Annotated in this window: 19 protein-coding genes; 7 read left to right on the forward strand and 12 right to left on the reverse strand. The window is 54.8% G+C overall.

Going from position 1 to position 19,448, the window contains the following annotated elements; translation table 11 throughout:
* Position 1: 1 nt before the first annotated feature.
* The 7 genes from tssB to CRO33_RS07175 all read right to left on the reverse strand — a co-directional run bounded on the left by tssB (position 2) and on the right by CRO33_RS07175 (position 6,285).
* Entirely contained in the window at positions 2 to 499 is a 498-nt protein-coding gene (gene tssB / locus CRO33_RS07145; RefSeq protein WP_045831911.1) for a type VI secretion system contractile sheath small subunit, read from the reverse strand.
* A 363-nt stretch (positions 500 to 862) separates the two neighbouring features.
* A complete protein-coding gene (locus tag CRO33_RS07150) occupies positions 863 to 1,639 on the reverse strand; it encodes an ABC transporter ATP-binding protein (protein ID WP_034822286.1) in 777 nt (258 codons plus the stop codon).
* Entirely contained in the window at positions 1,636 to 2,322 is a 687-nt protein-coding gene (locus CRO33_RS07155; RefSeq protein WP_045816765.1) for an ABC transporter permease, read from the reverse strand. The genes CRO33_RS07150 and CRO33_RS07155 overlap by 4 nt, the downstream gene beginning before the upstream one ends.
* Before the next feature lie 9 nt (positions 2,323 to 2,331).
* Positions 2,332 to 3,051: an ABC transporter permease gene (locus CRO33_RS07160; RefSeq protein WP_097117609.1), complete on the reverse strand. Its 720-nt coding sequence runs from the start codon at positions 3,049 to 3,051 to the stop codon at positions 2,332 to 2,334.
* 12 nt (positions 3,052 to 3,063) lie between these two features.
* Positions 3,064 to 3,912, reverse strand: a complete 849-nt coding sequence (locus CRO33_RS07165; RefSeq protein ID WP_230599012.1) for a transporter substrate-binding domain-containing protein — start codon at positions 3,910 to 3,912, stop codon at positions 3,064 to 3,066.
* Positions 3,913 to 3,933: 21 nt separating this feature from the next.
* The gene (locus tag CRO33_RS07170) at positions 3,934 to 5,121 is read right to left on the reverse strand and encodes a M20 metallopeptidase family protein (RefSeq protein WP_097117925.1); all 1,188 of its coding nucleotides are present in this window, start codon (positions 5,119 to 5,121) and stop codon (positions 3,934 to 3,936) included.
* A gap of 276 nt (positions 5,122 to 5,397) precedes the next feature.
* Positions 5,398 to 6,285 (reverse strand): LysR substrate-binding domain-containing protein, encoded by an 888-nt coding sequence (locus CRO33_RS07175; protein ID WP_097117610.1) that lies wholly within the window; start codon positions 6,283 to 6,285, stop codon positions 5,398 to 5,400.
* 107 nt (positions 6,286 to 6,392) lie between these two features.
* On the opposite strand from CRO33_RS07175, the gene CRO33_RS07180 reads away from it, so the two are divergent.
* Together CRO33_RS07180 and CRO33_RS24740 are read left to right on the forward strand one after the other, a co-directional pair.
* Positions 6,393 to 7,097: an SDR family oxidoreductase gene (locus tag CRO33_RS07180; RefSeq protein WP_097117611.1), complete on the forward strand. Its 705-nt coding sequence runs from the start codon at positions 6,393 to 6,395 to the stop codon at positions 7,095 to 7,097.
* Positions 7,098 to 7,291: 194 nt separating this feature from the next.
* A complete protein-coding gene (locus tag CRO33_RS24740; RefSeq protein WP_255253246.1) occupies positions 7,292 to 7,423 on the forward strand; it encodes a hypothetical protein in 132 nt (43 codons plus the stop codon).
* A gap of 1 nt (position 7,424) precedes the next feature.
* Here the strand turns inward: CRO33_RS24740 and CRO33_RS07185 are convergent, their stop codons facing one another.
* Positions 7,425 to 8,357, reverse strand: a complete 933-nt coding sequence (locus CRO33_RS07185; RefSeq protein ID WP_097117612.1) for an AraC family transcriptional regulator — start codon at positions 8,355 to 8,357, stop codon at positions 7,425 to 7,427.
* A gap of 160 nt (positions 8,358 to 8,517) precedes the next feature.
* Between CRO33_RS07185 and CRO33_RS07190 the strand changes: the two genes are divergently transcribed.
* Positions 8,518 to 9,249, forward strand: a complete 732-nt coding sequence (locus tag CRO33_RS07190) for an SDR family oxidoreductase (protein ID WP_097117613.1) — start codon at positions 8,518 to 8,520, stop codon at positions 9,247 to 9,249.
* Positions 9,250 to 9,270: 21 nt separating this feature from the next.
* On the opposite strand, the gene CRO33_RS07195 is transcribed toward CRO33_RS07190, so the two are convergent.
* Positions 9,271 to 10,053 carry an AraC family transcriptional regulator gene (locus tag CRO33_RS07195; protein ID WP_255253247.1) on the reverse strand — a complete coding sequence of 261 codons (783 nt, stop codon included), beginning with the start codon at positions 10,051 to 10,053 and terminating at the stop codon, positions 9,271 to 9,273.
* Between the two features lie 159 nt (positions 10,054 to 10,212).
* Here CRO33_RS07195 and CRO33_RS07200 point away from each other — a divergent pair, with 159 nt between their 5' ends.
* From CRO33_RS07200 to CRO33_RS07215, 4 genes are read left to right on the forward strand one after another with little or no spacing between them, the layout of a single operon-like run.
* Complete coding sequence (locus tag CRO33_RS07200) at positions 10,213 to 12,342, forward strand: TonB-dependent siderophore receptor (RefSeq protein WP_097117614.1); 2,130 nt, start codon at positions 10,213 to 10,215, stop codon at positions 12,340 to 12,342.
* Entirely contained in the window at positions 12,336 to 13,208 is an 873-nt protein-coding gene (locus CRO33_RS07205) for an ABC transporter substrate-binding protein (protein WP_097117615.1), read from the forward strand. Before CRO33_RS07200 ends, CRO33_RS07205 begins: the two co-directional genes overlap by 7 nt.
* The gene (gene fhuB / locus CRO33_RS07210; protein WP_097117616.1) at positions 13,205 to 15,184 is read left to right on the forward strand and encodes a Fe(3+)-hydroxamate ABC transporter permease FhuB; all 1,980 of its coding nucleotides are present in this window, start codon (positions 13,205 to 13,207) and stop codon (positions 15,182 to 15,184) included. The genes CRO33_RS07205 and fhuB overlap by 4 nt, the downstream gene beginning before the upstream one ends.
* Positions 15,185 to 15,192: 8 nt before the next feature.
* Positions 15,193 to 16,776, forward strand: a complete 1,584-nt coding sequence (locus tag CRO33_RS07215) for a cyclic peptide export ABC transporter (RefSeq protein ID WP_097117617.1) — start codon at positions 15,193 to 15,195, stop codon at positions 16,774 to 16,776.
* On the opposite strand, the gene CRO33_RS07220 is transcribed toward CRO33_RS07215, so the two are convergent.
* The 3 genes from CRO33_RS07220 to CRO33_RS07230 all read right to left on the reverse strand — a co-directional run bounded on the left by CRO33_RS07220 (position 16,766) and on the right by CRO33_RS07230 (position 19,317).
* Entirely contained in the window at positions 16,766 to 17,461 is a 696-nt protein-coding gene (locus tag CRO33_RS07220) for a DJ-1/PfpI family protein (RefSeq protein WP_097117618.1), read from the reverse strand. The genes CRO33_RS07215 and CRO33_RS07220 overlap by 11 nt on opposite strands.
* A gap of 63 nt (positions 17,462 to 17,524) precedes the next feature.
* Positions 17,525 to 19,051, reverse strand: a complete 1,527-nt coding sequence (locus tag CRO33_RS07225) for a sodium:solute symporter family protein (protein ID WP_097117619.1) — start codon at positions 19,049 to 19,051, stop codon at positions 17,525 to 17,527.
* Positions 19,048 to 19,317, reverse strand: a complete 270-nt coding sequence (locus CRO33_RS07230; protein ID WP_034822302.1) for a hypothetical protein — start codon at positions 19,315 to 19,317, stop codon at positions 19,048 to 19,050. The genes CRO33_RS07225 and CRO33_RS07230 overlap by 4 nt, the downstream gene beginning before the upstream one ends.
* Positions 19,318 to 19,448 lie beyond the last annotated feature (131 nt).

Consider the following 19,448-nt stretch of genomic DNA (forward strand, 5'->3'; position numbering starts at 1 on the left):
TTCAGCCGTTATCGCTGGCAAGCGCAGAAAGTTCCGCACGCAGTTCGTCACTCAGTGCCGGGTCTTTCAGGATGATCTCCAGCTCTTTGCGGAAAGTGACGTTATCAAGCAGATTGGATTTGAGATCGCGCAGCAGATTACGCATCGCGAGCATCGCTTTGAGTTGCGGGATCTGACGAGCGACCTGTTCAGGTTCGAAGTCTTTGATGTTGCTGAAGGTCAGATTGATGGCCTGTTCACTGCCATCCGCTGACAAGGTATCCGGTACGGTGAGCCGTACTGATGGCGAGAAGTCAGCGAGCACGCTGTCGAAGTTGTTTTTATTGACGTTGACCTTTTCGCGTTCGCTCAGCACGCGATCTTCCTGACCATTACTGAAATCACCGGTCACCAGCAGTTTGAGCGGCAGCTCCATTTTGCGTGCAGCGCCGCCTGTATGAACGTCGAGTTTGATGTTAACGCGCGCTTTGGGTATTTCATTTTGATAAGAATTACTCATATTTACTCCTGTAAGTGAAGCGCGGAAAGCACGCTTTAAGCACACTTTCCTTGTGTGATTCTGCGCGAATATATCTTAGGCTCAATGCGGATAGCAACAGGGTAAGATGATCTTTGTGATCTGATTTATATAGGAAATTTCTTGCTTTTTATTGTAAGTCGTTGAAGTTGAGCGTGGTTAAGGCCCAGGAAGGGTCTGAAAATTTATGGTATATACACTGTTTTATTAACTGAAATCGTTAAGATAAATCGCAAGAAATATCCTAAAAATTAATGTATTTCAGGGTGTGATTGTTAACCAAAAAAATTACTTATTGGCGGGTTTGGATATGAAAAAACCCGCCGAAGCGGGTTTGAAAGGAGGTTAACTATTACGCTGCAAGTGACTACTGACAAAAGCCCGGCAGCGATCAGAGAGCGGATCGCTAAACACTTGCTGTGGCGGCCCCGACTCTTCGATTTTGCCCTGATGCAGAAACACCGCTTTGTTGGAGACATCACGCGCGAAGCCCATTTCGTGGGTGACGATGATCATCGTGCGTCCCTCTTCAGCCAGGCTGCGGATCACCCGTAACACTTCGCCCACCAGTTCAGGGTCGAGAGCGGAGGTGGGCTCATCGAAAAGAAGCGCTTTGGGCTGCTGTGCCAACGCACGCGCTATCGCCACACGCTGCTGCTGCCCACCTGACAGCTGCGATGGCCACGCGTTGCGCTTTTCATACAGCCCGACTTTATGCAACAGAGCTTCGGCTTCTTCAATCACCTCTTTTTGACTGCGTTTCTGCACATGTACCGGCGCTTCAATAATGTTCTGCAGCACCGTTTTGTGCGGCCACAGATTGAAACTCTGGAAGACAAAACCCAGTTGCATGCGCATCAGTTTGATACGACGCTGCTGCTCACGGCTGAGTTTCTCGTGGGGATTGTCAATGGTGACCACCTCATCCCCGACCGCGATTTCCCCGCCTTGCGGCACTTCAAGAAACGGAATACAGCGTAATAGCGTACTTTTTCCGGAACCACTGGCGCCAATCAGTGATATCACGTCGCCATCCTGCGCCGTCAGGCTGATGTCATGAAGCACCTCATGCCCGCTATAACTTTTTCTGAGATGACTCAGGGCGATAGTGGGTTTACTCATTGACGTGCTCCAACATGATAAGGTGACAAACGGCGCTCCAGCAGCGCCACCGCTTTACTGACCAGCACAGTCAGCAGCAGATAAATGATCGCCGCACTGATAAACACCTCCAGCGCGCGGAATGTCTCTGACACAATCGAGTCCGCGATACCGGTCATTTCCATCAGGCTGATAGTGCTGACCAGTGAAGTGGATTTGATCATCGAGATAATTTCATTGCTGTAAGCAGGCAACGCCTGACGCACGGCGAGCGGCAAGGTGATGCGGCGCAACGTCGTGAAGCGCGACATACCGCTGACTTTGGCTGCCTCAAGCGACTGCACGCTAACGGCATTAAGACCACCACGAAGAATCTCCGAGGTGTAAGCCGCATCGTTGAGCACCAGCGCAATCAACCCGCACCAGTAGGGATCGCGCAACAGCGGCCACAGCACGCTCTCGCGCACTGCCGGTAAACTCCCCAATCCGTAATAGATCATAAAAATCTGGATTAACAAGGGTGTGCCGCGGAACAGCCAAACGTAAAAGCGGGCAAAGACGCTACCATAGCGATTCTGGCGCAACAGGTTGAGCAATAACGCTAAAATCCCCCCACCCAGCAGTGATAAAACGGCCAGATTAAGGGTCAGTGGTAAACCGCGTAGCAACGCGGCAAGCGTATGCTGTAAGAACGTGAAATCCATCGTGGCTCCTTACAACCGCGCGCGTTGTTGCCCGCGCATGGCCACTTTTTCCACATAGCGGAAAACAAAATCGGAACAGGTGGTGATGATCAGGTAGATCACCGCGCCGACGCTGTAAAAGAAAAATGGCATTTGCGTGGAGTTGGATGCGGTGGAAATCTGGTTCATGGTTTCCACCAAGCCCGTCACGGAAACCAAAGCCGATTCTTTAATCACCGACTGCCACTGATTGCCCATTCCCGGAAGAGCCGTGCGCAACGCCTGCGGCACAATCATGCGGCGAAACAACATCAGTCGTCCCATACCTGTCACCGTAGCCGCTTCCAGCGTGCCTTTCGGGATGGCGTAAAATGCGCCACGAAACACACCACTCTGGTAAGCACCAGAGATCAATCCGATGGCGATAGCCCCGGCGACAAAACCGTTAACATCAAACGGCCCCTGCATGCCTAATGTTTTCCCGACGAAGGAGACCACCTGACGTCCGCCGAAGTAAAACAAATAGATCACCAGCAGCTCAGGGACGCCGCGAAACAGCGTGATATAGCCATTAGCGAGGCGCTGTTGCCAGCGCGCACCACCAATTTGCATCCAACAGAGTAGGCTGCCGAGCACTGCGCCCAGCAGCCATGCACACAAAGAAACGGTGACGGTCACCGTGGCGGCGTCAAGCAACACGCCGCCCCAGCCTTCGTCACCAAAACCTAACAATTGCCAGTCAATAGTCATAAGCGCTTAGCATTACTCCGCAGGCGCGACGTTCTCGCCGAACCATTTTTCTGATAGCTGTTTCAGCGTGCCATCTTTGATCATTGAAACTAAAGCCGTATCCAGCGCCGCTTTGAGCTCCGGGTTGTTCTTCTGAATGGCAATCGCTGAACCCTGCCCTAACACGCCGCCGGAGAAGCCGTAACCGGTGCTGTTCACGGTATCGGTGTGTTTTTTCACATAGGCATTAAGGTTGGTGCGTGACGCCATTACCGCATCAACGCGACCGTTAAGCAGGTCAGCAAAAGTTTCCGGGCCAGCCTGATAGGTGCGGATGGTGGCAACGTCAGCCAGATATTTGTTGAGGAAATCAGCCTGAATAGTCGCGACCTGCACCGCGATGGTTTTACCTTTGAATTTCGCTTTCAGCGCATCGATGGCTTTCGTCATGCCCGCCTCATCACCCGCCTGAACGACTTCACCGTTACCCGGCAAAGTATCTACAGCGCTACCTTTCAGGGTCACAAAACCAGACACGCTCACGGTGTACTGATGGGTGAAATCCACCACTTCTTCACGTTTAGGTGTCACGGTAACCGCATCAATGACAGCATCATATTTGCCATCGACCAGGCCCGGGATCATGCCGGACCATTTCTGCGCCACGATTTCATATTTAAAACCGGCACGTTTCGCCAGTTCCGCCACCATATCGGGCTCATAGCCAACAATCTTGCCGCTCGGCGTAGACTGGTTGAACGGAGGATAAGCCGCTTCGGTTGCGAATTTCAGTGTGCCAAAATCTTTTGCCTGCACCAGTGCAGAAGTTGCCAGCAGCAACAGGCCAGCGGAAGCGGTAAACAGCCCTTTACGCATCATCATAAAACCTCTGAGTTCATTATTTTAGGAGAGTAAATCGATGGCTAAACGGGCTAATGCCTGAGTGCCTGCATGAATGCTGCGTTCGTCGGGTTGATAATCCGAATTATGCAGATGATCGTCGCGTCCCGGCGCACCGGATCCAATATGAATCTGGCAACCTGGCGCCCGCTCGGTAAACAGGGAGAAGTCCTCCGCGCCAAAACTGGCACTTGGTTTCGCCACAATCGGCTTACCAAACTGGTGCGACAAAATGGGTTCGAGCACATCGATCAGCGCATCATCATTCATTAACGGGGGCACGCCGCGCTGATAGTTGACATCAATGCGTGTATTCAGCGAAAGCGCCACACCGGCACAGATACGCTTAAAAGCGTGCTCAATGTGCGCGCGTGACTCAGGTGATTTCGCCCGCACAGTGCCCTGAATCAGGCAGCTATCGGAAATGATGTTGTGCGTCGAGCCACCATGAATATGGCCAATGGTTAACACCGCAGAATGCGCCGGATCGAGTTCACGTGAAATGATGGTTTGCAGTTGGCTGATGAGGTTCGCCGCCGCAATAATCGGGTCGGTTCCCATATGTGGGCGCGCAGCATGAGTGGATTTGCCGTGGACGACGACATCAAATTCGTCGCTGGAAGCCGTACTGGCACCGCGCGTCAGCGCAATTTCACCTGCCGCCAGCTCGGGCTTATTATGCAGAGTGATCGCCAGATCCACGCCCTCAGCCACGCCATCAGCAATCATCGCCTCGGCGCCACTCTCAGGCGTCTCTTCGGCTGGCTGGAAAATCAGCCGCGCCGTGCCTTTTAACTGGCTGCGGTATTGCGCAACAATCGCCGCCACACCCAGCAGCGTCGCCGTGTGGATATCGTGGCCGCAGGCATGCATTTTACCGGGGTAGGTGCTGCTAAAAGGTAAACCGGTCTGTTCCTGAATCGGCAGCGCGTCCATATCGGCGCGGATGAGGATGGTTTTGCCGGGCTGTTCGCCCACAATATCCACCACCACGCCGGTTTGTCCGACGCCTGTTTGTGGCGAAAGCCCCAGGCGCAGCAGTTCATGCTCGACGATATGCGCGGTACGAATTGTGTCAAATCCGAGTTCGGGGTGCGCGTGAATATCACGGCGGATGGCAATCAGGTGCGCTTCCATACTTTCGCTTTTGGCGCTGATGTCCCTGGCTAAAACATCTTTAAGGTCGGTCATAATTGCATTGATCTTTTCAGGCTGATACCTGGCCTTTATGGCATTTTTATGATGATTGACCTTGTATTTATTCACAGCCATAGCAGGATTGCAACGCGCATTGCTAATGGTTACTTGCTGAAATATCGTGATATTTTGCTAATCCACTGCGTTTGCAGGATAAAAGCCCGGATTTGCATCTTCAGTCAGTTATAACATTCATAATCCACATGAGATCATCAGAATTACTGATTTTGTGATTGAACAAAAACGGAGCAATTTTTCGGCCACATACAGCTATTTTATTTGCTCAAGCAACCACGCACGCACGGCCTGTACGCTCGTGTGTTCACGTGGACGATGGGGAGAGACCAGATACCAGCCCGCGTCAACGTTCATTTGCTGAGGAAACGCGGGCACCAGACGACCGCGAGCAAGATCGTTTTCGACAAAGTGCGGACTGGTAAGGGCAATGCCCTGCCCGCTGACCGCCGCCTCTAAGGCCAGTGCAGTCTGGTTAAAACGCAAATGATGCTGATGGTGTAGCCTGTTGTGCGGGAAAAGATAAGAGAGAAACACTGGCCAAAGATGGTGCCCGTCATGCAGCAAAGCATAGCGCTCAAAGCTATCCCGATCCTGCGGATCGCCCAACCCAGCCAATAAATCCGGACTCACCACTGCCAATACGCTTTGACTGAACAGCAGCGTGGCATCCAGTCCTGCCCCAAAGGGAGGACGACCATAACGCACCGCCAGATCAACCCCTTCGTGATGAAACTGCACCAATCTTTCTGAGGCCAGTACACGAAGGTCAATATCCGGCCACGCGGCGGTAAAGGCCGGTAAGCGAGGCAGCATCCAGCGGCTGGCAAAAGTTGGCGTGACACTCAAGGTCAGATGATCCGGTTCGGGTCGCAAAGCACGTGTGGCCTCATCGATCAACTCAAACGCCTGGCGGACACTCACCGCATAACCTGCACCCGCTGCGGTTAACGCCAAAGTCCGTGGCAGCCGTTCGAACAGTTTCAGCCCCAGGCTGCTCTCCAGCCCACGAATTTGCTGTGCCACCGCGCCCTGAGTGACGCCAAGCTCTTCAGCAGCGAGGCGAAAATTGAGATGACGTGTCACCGCTTCGAATACTTTCAACGCATTAAGCGGCGGTAGCGTGGGAAACCCCTGACCCATCCTGTAGTTTTCCTATCATCAATTGCGAATCAGACTGACTCTCTGCAACCGAATTTAGCCCCTATACTGCAATAAATCGACTTCTAATCTTAAAAAGGATACGAATTATGACAGTAGAAAAAGTCGCAGTGATTGTGGCAGGCGGTAGTGGCATGGGTGCCGCAGCAGCAGAAAAACTGGCAGCGGATGGCTATAAGGTTGCGATCCTTTCCTCCTCTGGCAAAGGGGAAGCGCTGGCTGACCGTTTAGGCGGATTAGGTATCACCGGATCCAACCAGTCAGTAGATGACTTACAAAAACTGGTTGAGGCGACGATGGCGCGGTGGGGTCGCATTGATGTGCTGGTCAATAGCGCCGGACATGGGCCACGTGCGCCGATACTGGAACTGAGTGATGATGACTGGCAGCGCGGCATGGAGACTTATTTCCTGAACGTTGTGCGCGCATCACGTCTGGTGACGCCTATCATGCAGAAACAGGGCGGCGGCAGCATTATCAATATCTCTTCGGCCTGGACGTTCGAACCCACAGACATGTTCCCAACCTCAGCGGTTTTCCGCGCCGGACTCGCCTCATTCACCAAAATTTTCGCTGACGCTTACGCAGCGGATAACATTCGCATCAACAACGTGTTACCGGGCTGGATCGACAGTCTGCCGAAAAGTGATGAGCGTCGTGAGAGTGTGCCACTTAAACGCTATGGCACGGCAGAAGAAGTCGCCGCCACCATCGCGTTCCTCGCCTCACCCGGCGCGGCCTACATCACCGCTCAGAACATTCGTGTTGATGGAGGCGTCACCCACAGCGTGTAAAACCGTTGTCTCCAGCCGCGTGAAGTTCCAATCTTCGCGGCTGGAGGCCCCTCTCCCACTTTCGTCCCTCGCACAAACAAGACTGGTCTCGTCGATCGTTGTGTAAGAAATAGTCAGAATATTCCTATCCGCTGCCAGACCTTTCTGAACGCAGCCACTCCATATCCGATTAAACATTCTGACCCGAGGTTTCTATGCAAACGATTTTACGTGCGCGCATCAATGCGCTTATCAATCCTGAACGCCATCAGATCTGGCAGTGGATGCTGGCAGGCTGTGCGATGTTTTGGATTGTGGCGGTGATTGCCGTGATGGGCATTCGTTAAATTAATGTGCCTGTAGTCTCCCGGTTAATTGCTCAGGGGGCAGCAGTTCAAATGCCCTTTTCATCACCCTCGCTTCTTCTGCCGGGCTGCGACCAAACAGGCGTTTAAACTCGCGATTAAACTGGGAATCACTTTCATATCCCACTCGCGCTGCCGCACCGGCAGCGGTCAGATTATCGCGAATCATCATCAAACGAGCCTGATGCAAACGTAGCGATTTAAGGTATTGAATCGGAGACGTTTGCGTCACCGTTTTAAAATGCAGATGGAAACGCGGCACGCTCATCCCCGCTTCGTTCGCCAGGTGCGGTACATCCAATGGCTGCTGCCAGTCAGCATGAATACGCTGCAGTGCACGGGCTATACGGCCAAAATGGCCCTGACAGGTCAGCGCCGCGCGCACCGCCCCGCCTTGTTCGCCCATTAATATACGAAAGCAGACCTCCTCTACGCGCGCGGGTCCCAGCACTTTAGCCTCCAGAGGATCACTGAGCGCCTCCAGTAATCGCAACGTGCTTTCTGCCAGCACATCATTAATCGGCGTAGAGATAATCCCTGCTGGTGGTACCGTGACCGCCGTCTCAGCTTCGGCAAGTTGTGCCACTAACCGCGCGACCATCGTAGCATCCAGACGGATTGCTATACCTAGCAGTGGCTCTTCAGAAGTTGCTTCAGTTTCGGCGGAAAAGGGCAACGGCACTGACAGCACCAGATAATGCTGTGCGTCATAGCGATACATTTTATCGGCGAGAAAGGCGCGTTTCGATCCCTGGCAAATAATGATGATGCTGGGCTCATACAGCACCGGCGTGCGCGCCCACTGTTGGTCCGCACGCATAAAGCGCACGCTCTCCAGTAAGGATTCGGTATAGCCTTCCTGACGTGCCAACTGACGTAACAGGTGGCAGGTTTGCTGTTTTACCGTGTTCGACATAGATAGCGTTCCAGAGAGAGGTTCAGGCAAAGCATAGCCATTTCATTCAGTGATGCACAATGGCGGCGAGAGAATCAGGCAAATATTCGCCACAATCCGGTCTGTTGCGCCCGGCTGAATTTTTCAACAATAGCCTCGTCAATTACACGAGGAACTCACCATGAACTCCAATCAAAAAGTTATTTTGTTGACCGGTGCCAGCAGCGGGATCGGTGAAGGCATTGCCCGTCATCTGGCCGAGCAAGGGCATAAACTGGTGCTGGGTGCGCGCCGTACCGATCGACTGGCAAACTTGTGCGATGAATTACGCCGTGAAGGTGCCAGCATGGATTTTCTCGCAACGGATGTGACACAGCGAAGTGACACACAAAAACTGGCGGATTTCGCGCTGGAAAAATACGGACGCATTGATGTGATGATCAACAACGCTGGCGTTATGCCACTCTCCCCTATGAGTTCAATGAAAGTTGAAGAGTGGGATTTAATGCTGGACGTCAATGTTCGCGGCGTGTTGTACGGGATCGCTGCGGTGCTACCCACCATGCAGGCACAGCGCATGGGGCACATAATTAATATCGCATCCGTGGGTGCATTGACGGTTTCCCCCACCGCCGCCGTTTACTGCGCAACCAAATATGCAGTTCGCGCCATTTCCGATGGTTTGCGCCAGGAATCGCGTGAGCTGCGCGTCACGGTAATCAACCCCGGGGTGGTGGAATCTGAACTGGCAGACAGCATCAGCGACAACGTGGCGCGCGAGGCGATGAAAAGCTATCGACAGATTGCACTCAAGCCCGAGGCTATCGCCAGAGCAGTCAGTTGGGCCATCGATCAGCCTGGCGAAGTCGACGTTAACGAAATCACCGTGCGCCCTACTGCCAGTGGACATTGAGGTAAAATATCCCTGGCGATTTCAGGCTGAAATTCGCAGAAATCGCTGTGGTGTTTCACCCATCAAACGGCGGAACATCGAGATAAAGGCGCTGGGGCTTTGGTAGCCAAGTTGGTTGGCGGTGCGCAAAACCGTCTGCCCTTGCGCCAATTGCACCAGTGCCTCTGAGAGACGTAACTGCTGGCGCCATTGAGTAAAGGTGATACCGGTTTGCTCGCGGAACAAGCGGGCCAGCGTGCGCGAACTGGCGCCGACGCGCTGGCCCCACTCTTCCAGCGTATCGCCGCTGGCCGGGGTCGCCAGTAGCTGCTGGCAAATGTTGAGTAAACGGCGGTCGCTGGGCAACGGCAAATTACACACCGGACCGTCCGAGGCACGGCGAATCTCATCCAGTAACAGCGGTGAGATCAGATCTACACGCGCGAGGTCGGTCTGCGGTTGCAACTCGATCTCCACCAGCGTTTGCATCAACACCTGTAATAGCGGCGAGATCAACATGCTACGCGCCTGCGGCCAAAACGCCCGCGCCAGTTTGGGATCGAGATACAAACTCGCACTGCGGATATCGCTCAGCGCGGTCAACGCGTGCGGTACACTGCCTGGCAGCCAAAGCGCACGACCGGGTGTCAATGTCCAGGAAGCGGTTTGCGTCTGCACGCGCATCACACCCTGCAAACAGAGCACCAGTTGCGCCACTCCATGCGCGTGCCAGCGCTCTTCACGACCAGCCTGATAATGCATTTCGCGCGTGGCGAGTAATGGCAGTGCTGGCGTCATTTCCGCCGCAAGTGGTTTCTGCAACACCCTTTCACCCAATCCCGTTAAATTGCCGATTGATGTCTGCTCTGCGTTATTTGCAATTGAGAAGGTGCAAACCCGCCAGCAGGACGCTATCAAATAAGATAGTAATGATTATCATTTGTATCACTATTTGGGGCCATTGGAACATATCGGGGAAAATAAATGCCGGGTCATTGCACCTTTAAGCGCAAGCCACTGAGCGTATTACTGCTGATGCTGATCAGCAGCACATCAGGTTGGGCTGCTGATAATAATAACAATTCGAACGCCACACTCACCGTGACAGCCAACAGTGTCGATAGCGATAGCGCAGATGCCGACAGCTGGAATCAGGTGGCGAAGAAAGCAGATTCTGTCACAAAAAGCACGCGGCCGATTATCGAAACGCCACAAAGCATCTCGGTGATCACCCAGGCGCAAATGGCTTCGCAGGCGGCATTGAATGTGCCACAAGCACTGCGTTACAACGCGGGAATTGGTGCCGAAGGCGGCGGTGCTGATTATCGTTTTGACGACATCTATATCCGTGGTTTTGCCGCCGATGAATACCTGGATGGCTTACGCCTGCCAACGGTGACTTACTGGTCGCGTCCGAATTACGACACTTTCCTGCTGGATCGCGTTGAGGTGGTCAAAGGCCCGAGTTCAGTGACATTCGGCCAGGCGAGTCCCGGCGGCGTGATTAATCTGATGAGTAAGCGCCCGACCGCGGAGCCCATTCACCAGATTTTTGTCAGCACCGGCAGTCATAATCTGTTCGAAACGGGACTCGATCTCTCTGGCGCACTGGATAACGATGAACACTGGCTGGGCCGCATCACCGGGACCTGGACGCGTAATGACACGCAAGTCGATTACACCAAATACAAGCATTACGATATCGCGCCCGCGTTGACCTGGCAGCCGAATGACGACACGCGCCTGACGTTACTTGGCCAATTCCGCAAAGATCCTTACACCGGTTTTTACAATCAGCTGCCACTGGAAGGCAGCCTTGTAAAACTTGCGCAGGGCAATTTCTCTGACAAATTCTACGGCGGTCAGCCCGGCTTCGACTATTACCGTCGTGAGCAGGCCAGCATCGGCTATGACTTCATGCACAAGTTCGATGACGTCTGGAGCGTACATCAAAACCTGCGCTATCTGCATACCAGCAGCGATTATCAGATGGTCTATCCCACCGCGACCATCACCGATGGATCAGCCACGGTGAGTCGCGACAGCATGCGGGTGATCGAGTCATTTAACGCCTTTGATGTGGATACCAACCTGCAAGGCAATCTCGCTACCGGCGCCATCAATCACGCGCTGACGTTGGGTGTCGATTTTGTGCATGACGATTTGCGGCAGAACAGCGGTTACGGCAGCGCGTCAGATATCAGCTATCTCAATCCGGACTACAGTACCCCAGTAGAATCGCCATCGATCGATTATCACAGTCGCTCTTTCATGACCCAGCAAGGTATCTATCTGCAGGACAGCATGAAGTGGAACAACTGGGTGCTAAATCTGGGTGGCCGTTATGACAAAGCGCAAACGCGAAGCCAGAACTGGGTCAGTGGCACGCGCACTGAGCTGAATGATTACGCCACCACCGGCCGTGCCGGTTTGCTGTATCACTTTAATAACGGCATTGCGCCTTACATCAGCTACGGTACGTCGTTCCAGCCGCAGGCGGGTACCTCGTTTGGCGGCGATCCGTTTAAACCGACCAAAGGCAAACAGTCGGAAGTCGGGATTAAGTATCAGCCAAACGGCTTTAATGCGCTGTTCAGTGCGGCCCTGTATGACCTGCGCCAAGCCAACGTGTTGACCGCCGATCCGGATCACGCCAACTACTCGGTACAGACCGGCGAAATTCGTTCACAGGGATTAGAACTGGAAGCGAAAGCCAATATCACCTCTCGCTGGCTGGTGAATGCCTCTTATGCGCTGACCAACCCGAAAGTGTTGTCAGCCAATGATGATACGCAAGGTAAGCAACCGGTATCGATTGCCCGCCAGACTGCTGCGCTCTGGACCGAATATGCTCTGCCGGGTGTATTGGATGGCCTGACGATTGGCGGCGGCGGTCGATACGTGGGCACCAGCTATGCCACCAGCGACAACAGCCTGAAAGTGCCGGCTGCGATGATCTACGACGCGATGATGCGCTATCGCTGGCAGGATTGGCAGCTTGGTCTGAATCTGCAAAACCTGACCGATAAACAGTACCTCAGCAACTGTAACGATCTGGGTTGTCACTTTGGCTTACGCCGTCAATTGATCGCCACGGTGAGTTATCAGTGGTAATCCGACGTCGAACACTGATTAAGGGCGCGCTGGCAGGCACGGCCCTTTTTTCGTTTCCGCTGCAGGCAAAAACGACGCCGCGCTGGGTGATCCTCGATTGGGGGATCACCGAAATGGCTCTGCTGTTGGGCATCACGCCGGTTGGCATTGCCGCCCCCGACTGGTATCGCCGCCTGTTTAGCCAGCCTCCGCTCCCCGAGCAGGTCGCCGACGTGGGTTTGTTATTTCAACCCAATTACGAAACCTTGTTTGAATTGCGACCTGACACATTGCTAGTCACGCCAGCACACCGTATGGCTGAAGCACAACTATCCCGCATTGCCCCGTTATCCTACTTTTCGACAAGTGGCCCCCATCCGTGGCAACAGGCGCAGCAGAATCTGCATGCGCTGGCACAGCTGGCCGGTCTCCGCACACGCGCTGACCAAGTCATGGCAGGTTTGCTGCAACGCCTGGAAAAAGCGCGACAGCAAGCCGTTCACTTCAAAGACAAACCCATCTATTTACTGCATCCACTGGATACCCTGCATGTGCTGGCTTTGGGCGCGGGAAGTCTGTTTACTGACGTGCTGGGTTTACTTGACCTGCCCCACCACACGCCGTTTGCGGTGGGCGCTCAGGGCTATGCCACGCTGGAACTGGAGCAACTCACGCAGTTGCCGCCCGGCTGGCTGGCGCTGCTGCCTTCCAGGCCGGAAATTGATCTCAAACCCGTATTGCAATCTCCGTTGTGGCATACCCTGACGCGATCGGATGGGCATCGGTTGCTGGAGTTACCGGATGGACTTTCAACGGAAGGAGGCGTGCTCACCGCCGTGCGTTTCGCCGAAGCGCTGGTCAAGGCGTTAAACGAGGCAAATCCATGAATCGCCATCCCGCCTCACTGACGCTTTTACTGTTTGCAGTTGCGCTGATGCTATGTCTTGAGCAGCTGGCGCACCAATTGCCGTGGCACGATGCCTGGCAAGCGCTGCACCACACCGCAATGCCCACGCTGGCACAACAGGTCTTCACGCTGATGTGGTTACCTCGTCAGGGTATGGCGATTTTATGTGGTCTGGCGTTGGGCTTTACCGGCGTGGTAATGCAGCAGGCGCTGCGCAATCCGTTAGCCGAACCGATGACGCTGGGCATTGCTTCCGGCGCAACCTTAGCGCTTTCCCTCACCACCTTGATGGCACCTGCATGGCTGCTGCTGGGGCGAGAATGGATTGCGCTCAGTGGAGCGATCGTCGCCTTTGCGCTGGTCTTTCTGCTTAGTGTACGTCAGGGGTTTACCCCGCTGGCGTTAACGCTCGCGGGTATGCTGGTGAACCTGTATTGCGGTGCCGCCAATCTGCTGTTGTCGATCATTTACGATCGTTCGCTGTCCGCCGTGTTTATCTGGTGTGGCGGCTCGCTGGCGCAGGAGAATGCGCATGCATTGTGGTGGTTACTACCGCGCTTGCTCATCGCGGCATTCCCCGTGCTGCTGATTTTACGCCCTTTACGCCTGCTGGCGCTGGATGAACGGGTTGCTCACTCAATCGGTTTGCCTGCTGGATGGGTGCGAGGGATTGCGATAAGTTCCGCGTTGCTGATAAGCAGCCTGGTGATCAGTGTGGTGGGCGTCATCGGTTTTATCGCGCTTGCTGCGCCACACCTGGCCGCACTGGCGGGCGCGAAAAGCCTGCGCCAGAAGCTTCTCTGGTCACCGCTGCTGGCCGCCGGTTTACTGTGGCTCACCGATCAGTGGGTCAGTCGCCTCAATGGTATTGATGGCTTGCTGCTCCCCACCGGCATGATGACCGCGCTGGCAGGTGCGCCGCTGTTACTGTGGTTTTTGCCGCGCCTGCGCCATCTTTTTCAGCCCGATGTGAACGAGCCTCAACCTGCTCCCTGCCCGGCGCGACGCTTTACACGCCTGCCGGTACTTGCTCTCTTTGTGGTAATGCTGGTTGTCGCGCTTGCCTTTGCTCATGGGGTCAACGGCTGGCGCTGGAACTCCTTTGCTGAGATTCAGGTGATGTTGCCATTTCGTCTGCCACGCTTACTGGCCGCCATCGCCGCCGGCGTGCTGCTGGCAGCTGCGGGCGTTATTTTGCAACGCATCAGCCGCAATCCGATGGCCAGCCCAGAGTTGCTCGGCATCGGTGCCGGTGCCTCATTGGGTATTACGGTGCAACTGTTACTTTGGCCGATGGCAGCGATGCCGGTGATGATTGCCAGTAGTGCGGCAGGTGCGCTGATCACACTGGGGATAACGTTGTGGCAGGCGCGCCACTATGCCCTAAATCCACAACGCATGTTGCTGAGCGGTCTGGCCATTACTGCACTGTTCCAGTCGGTTGCCGCCATTGTTATCAGCAACAACGGTATGGCCGCCGCGATGCTGCGCCAGTTGATGACCGGATCCACCTATTACGTCAGCACACCCATCGCCGTGATAGCTTTCACCCTGGCCCTGTTACTGCTGGCACTCACTCCCCTGCTGCGGCGAGCGATGTTGCTTTTGCCACTGCAGGGAATTCCCTCCTCGCTTGGGCTGAACGTGACTCAATCCCGGCTTTTGCTGATGCTGCTGGCTGCGGCGATGACAGGCGTTGCCACCTTAATTGTTGGGCCGCTGTCATTTATCGGCTTACTTGGCCCGCAACTGGCCCGCCAGCTGGGCGCGCGTAAACCCATGGAACAGATGCTGTTTGCCGCCGTGATCGCCGCCATTTTAATGATGCTGGCTGATTGGGCCGGCAGCAACCTGCTGTATCCACGGCAAATTCCTGCGGGCCTGATGGCAACCCTGATGGGCGGACCATGGCTGGCATTGCTGCTGTGGCGGCCGTTGGATAGTACAAACTCATAGGAGATGAGGTGTCGATTTATTTGATGTTACTGCGCACCACCGGTGTGCTGTTTTTCGTCGCGCTGGCCTGCAGCGTGATCGGTGGCTTAAGCAACGCGGCGCTGCTGGCACTCATCAATCAGGGATTGAGCGCCACGGAGGCACAGCGCTGGCAACTGGCGTGGCAGTTTGCCCTGCTGGCACTGCTGATGCTGGGCACGCGCACCCTGAGTCAGTCCCTGTTTATGGCAATGGGTCAGCGCTGCAAAGCCGAGTTGCGCCGTAAGCTGGTCCAGCAGGTAGCGGATGCCGGTTATGCCGATCTTGAACAGCACGGCATGCCGCGTGCCCTTAGCGTTTTGACGCAGGACCTCGACCAGGTGGTGGTGTTCTTTATTGCCTTGCCGGGTTTCGTGATGTCGCTGGCAGTGATCATCGGCTGCATGGGCTATCTCGGTTATCTGTCGCTGACCGTGATGATGATTGCGCTTAGCACAGTGTTGATAGGCTCACTCGGCTACAGTGGCGTGCATCGGCGCGCCTTACAACTGATGCGCCAGTCACGTCAGCGTGAAGAGACGCTGACTGGTGAAGTGAGCGCGCTGTTCAGCGGTGCGAAAGAACTGCGCTTACACGCCCCGCGCAAACAGGCGTTTCTGCATAACAAACTTTTCAATACCATCGAGCAGGTGCGTGTGGAACGTACGCGCGGTTATGTGCTGTATGCTCTGGCCAACATTTGGGCCAGCGTCTTCTTTTTTGCCTTTATCGGCGTGGTGATGTTTTTACTCGCCAACATGCTGGATCTGCACGGCGCGGTGATGTCTGGTTTCGCGATGGTGTTTCTTTATATGATCGTGCCGATTGAGACAGCGCTCGCCGCCCTGCCCGGCCTGACACTCACGCAGGTTGCACTCAAACGCATTCAAGCCATGCAGCAGCAGCTGCCACCTGAGCAAACAACCTTTGGTGCACCGCCGCTCAGTTTCCATCAGCTGGCACTGCGCGACATCACCTATCAGCATGAGGCATTTCAGCTCGGCCCACTCTCATTGCAGTTTCGTCCCGGTGAGTTGGTGTATCTGACGGGCGGCAACGGTAGCGGTAAAACCACGCTGGCTCGACTGCTTACCGGCTTATATCAGGCGGATAGTGGTCAACTGCTGCTGGACGGTGAAGTCATCAATGAGAGCAACCGCGCCGGTTATCGTCAGCTGTTTTCTGCCGTGTTTAATGATTTTCATCTGTTTGAGGATTTGCAAGGCATCGACAGCACACGCTGGAATGACGAAGCGCACGCCCTGCTGGATGCCCTGCAATTAACCCGAAAAGTCACGCTGGTGGAGGGCACTTTCTCGACGCTGGCGCTCTCCACCGGACAGCGTAAGCGCCTGGCGCTGCTGGTGGCCTGGCTGGAAGACCGCCCGTTCTATCTGTTTGATGAATGGGCAGCCGATCAGGATCCGACGTTTCGCGAGGTGTTTTACCACCAACTGCTCCCCGCGCTGAAAGCACGAGGGAAAACCGTTCTGGTGATCACCCATGACGATCGCTATTTCCACCTCGCCGATCGCTGTTTGAAGCTGGAGCTGGGCCAGTTAGTTAGCGCTTGAGCCTGGCGGCGGCAGCTTCTGTGGCCTCGCGGCGGCGAGCAATAAAGTCATGCATCTGGTTTTGCGCCTGCGCCAGTCGTTCCGGCGAGGCGCTGCGTGGTGAACCTGCATGAAACGGTGGCGCGGGATCGTACTCCATCTGCAGTTGAATGTTTTCCGCCACGTCGCGGCCAAACAGTTCTTCTGCCACAGTGAGTGCAAAATCGATACCTGACGTAACACCCGCGCCGGTAATCCGATTACCATCGCGCACCACACGTTCGGCTACCGGCGTGGCGCCCAGCAGGCTGAGCTGATCCAATGACCCCCAATGCGAAGTGGCACGATATCCCTGCAACAAACCGGCGGCCCCCAGCACCAGTGAACCGGTACATACCGATGTCACCCATTGGGCTTGTTCGGCCTTTTGCCGCACAAAATCCAGCGTCTCTTCATCCTCCATCAGCGCAATTTGTCCCGGACCGCCAGGAATGCAGATTAGATCGAGGGGCGGACACTCAGAAAACGTTGTCGTCGGCACGATGGCTAAACCACGATCGGACATCACCGGTTGCCGATCCTTCCAGATGAGATAATTGTTCACGCCGGGCATGCGAGCAAAGACTTCCCACGGGCCAGTGAGATCGAGTTGAGTGAGATGCGGGAACAGCAGCAGACCAATATTGAACGGCGAAGAGGCGGCCATGATAGGCTCCGATAAGGGGTCAGAGCGTTATCATGGCCTTGATACGAAAAGGATTGCAACGGGTTAATTCATCAGCGGTTTTGCCACCGGTGCTTTCACGCCATCAGCCAGCGCGAACAAAGCTTCGACACGGGCTTTCTCTTTGTCGTCAACTGGGATCAGCAAGCCACACACCATAAACACCGCCACGTTACCCGCCAGGCCAACGATGCCGCTGGTCAGCGAGCCAAGCGCCGGGATGTCATCCGGGAAGAACACGGTGAGCACGATAGCGATAATAATCCCGGTCATCATGCCCAGTAGCGCACCCTGTTTGTTACCAAAGCGGCTAAAGATACCAAAGAACAACGGCACCGCCAGCTGAATAATCCCCTGATAGGAGATCTGCGCCAGCAGCTGCAAACGGGAATAGTTGAAGGTGAAGTAGGCCAACAGCGCGGCAGCGACAATAAATACCACCATGCCCGACTTCGCCAGCACCGTCAGTTGACGATCGCTACGCGGTTTATTCCAGGTCGCCAGATCGTTGGCAAACTGCGTACCACATACCTGCACGCATCCATCAACGTGACCAATACTGGCAGCAAGAACAATCACCAGCGCCAGTGCCAGTAACCACGGACCGCCCTGATCAAACAGCGCCGTGAAGAAGCCATTTTGTGGATTGGCCTGCACGTTAGGATCCTGACTGACCGCCGTGGCGAACAGCATCAGGATGGCGTAAAAACCGCCCACCAGCAGAATCGTCAGCAAAGTGCCTTTCTTGACGGCACGGATGCCGCTGGCGGTATAAATGCGCTGGAAGCTCATCGGCCAGCACATTGACCCAATCACACCGGTGAAAATCAGGCTGAACATATACCAGGGACCATAGTGCGAACCCTCCGCGCCCGGAATCTGCAGCATTGCGGGTGGTAACGTTGCCAGTTGGCCGAAGCCATGATCGCCACCAAACAACAGCACCACGCACACCAGCGCACCCAACCCATAGGCGATGATGCCTTGATACATATCCGTCATGATCAACCCACGCATGCCCATGCTGACGGTCCAGTACTGACGCACCAGAATCAGCAACACGCCAGCAATCAGGCAGGTGGTGACACCCCAACGGCCAAAACTGGCAAACTCCACCAACAACGCCAGTGCCTGTATCCCCATCACCACCCACGGGAAGACGCAGATGATGCCGATAATCGACGCCACTCGCTTCACCGCCGGGCTGTTGAAACGCATGCCGAGCAGATCGGGTTGTGTCGTCAGATTGAAGTGCTGGCCCCATTTCCACGCGCGGCGCGCCATCAGATACATGGCTGTCACGCCGAGCGTTGAGTAGACCGCGCCATAGAAGCCGATCACTCCGCTCACCGATAGTGAGAAGAAAGCGGTAAAAGTCGCTCCCGGCCACCACGAGTTGGTATAGCTCATGGCGATATACCACGGCCCATACGATCGGCCGCCGACGGCGTAATCAGAAAAGGAGGTGCTTTTACGGTTGGTGGCATACAGCACGGCAATCATGATCGCCAGAAACAGGCCAATCATGCCAAAGGTAATTAAATAATGGGGTTCTGCTGCAGTGATTTTCATGCGACTTCCTCATCATCCGGAATTTCACCAAACGCGCATTCCGCCAGATACATAACCCATAATCCCACACCCAGGAATACCGCAATCGCGAGCCAATAAACGATCGGCAGAGGTATCCCCAGTAATAACGCACTACTTCCGCTGACGCTTAAATAAAGCGGTGGGCAAAGTGCCAGCAGTAATAATGCCAACAGGTATAGGGCGAAGATTTTATTTTTAATACTTATGCGGGCGCGTAATTGCTGCGCCATGACCATCGAACTCATAATAACCTCCTCAATATTAATTGACGGTGTGCGCACTCCTTTACCTGCTGAATATCAGCATTTCCCCTTTGGTGTAACCTCAACATCAGACAGCAAAGAGCGCTGTCCGAAAATACGACGGACGGATAATG

This window comes from Pantoea sp. GL120224-02 (assembly GCF_900215395.1).
Taxonomy (GTDB): Bacteria; Pseudomonadota; Gammaproteobacteria; order Enterobacterales; family Enterobacteriaceae; genus Pantoea; species Pantoea communis.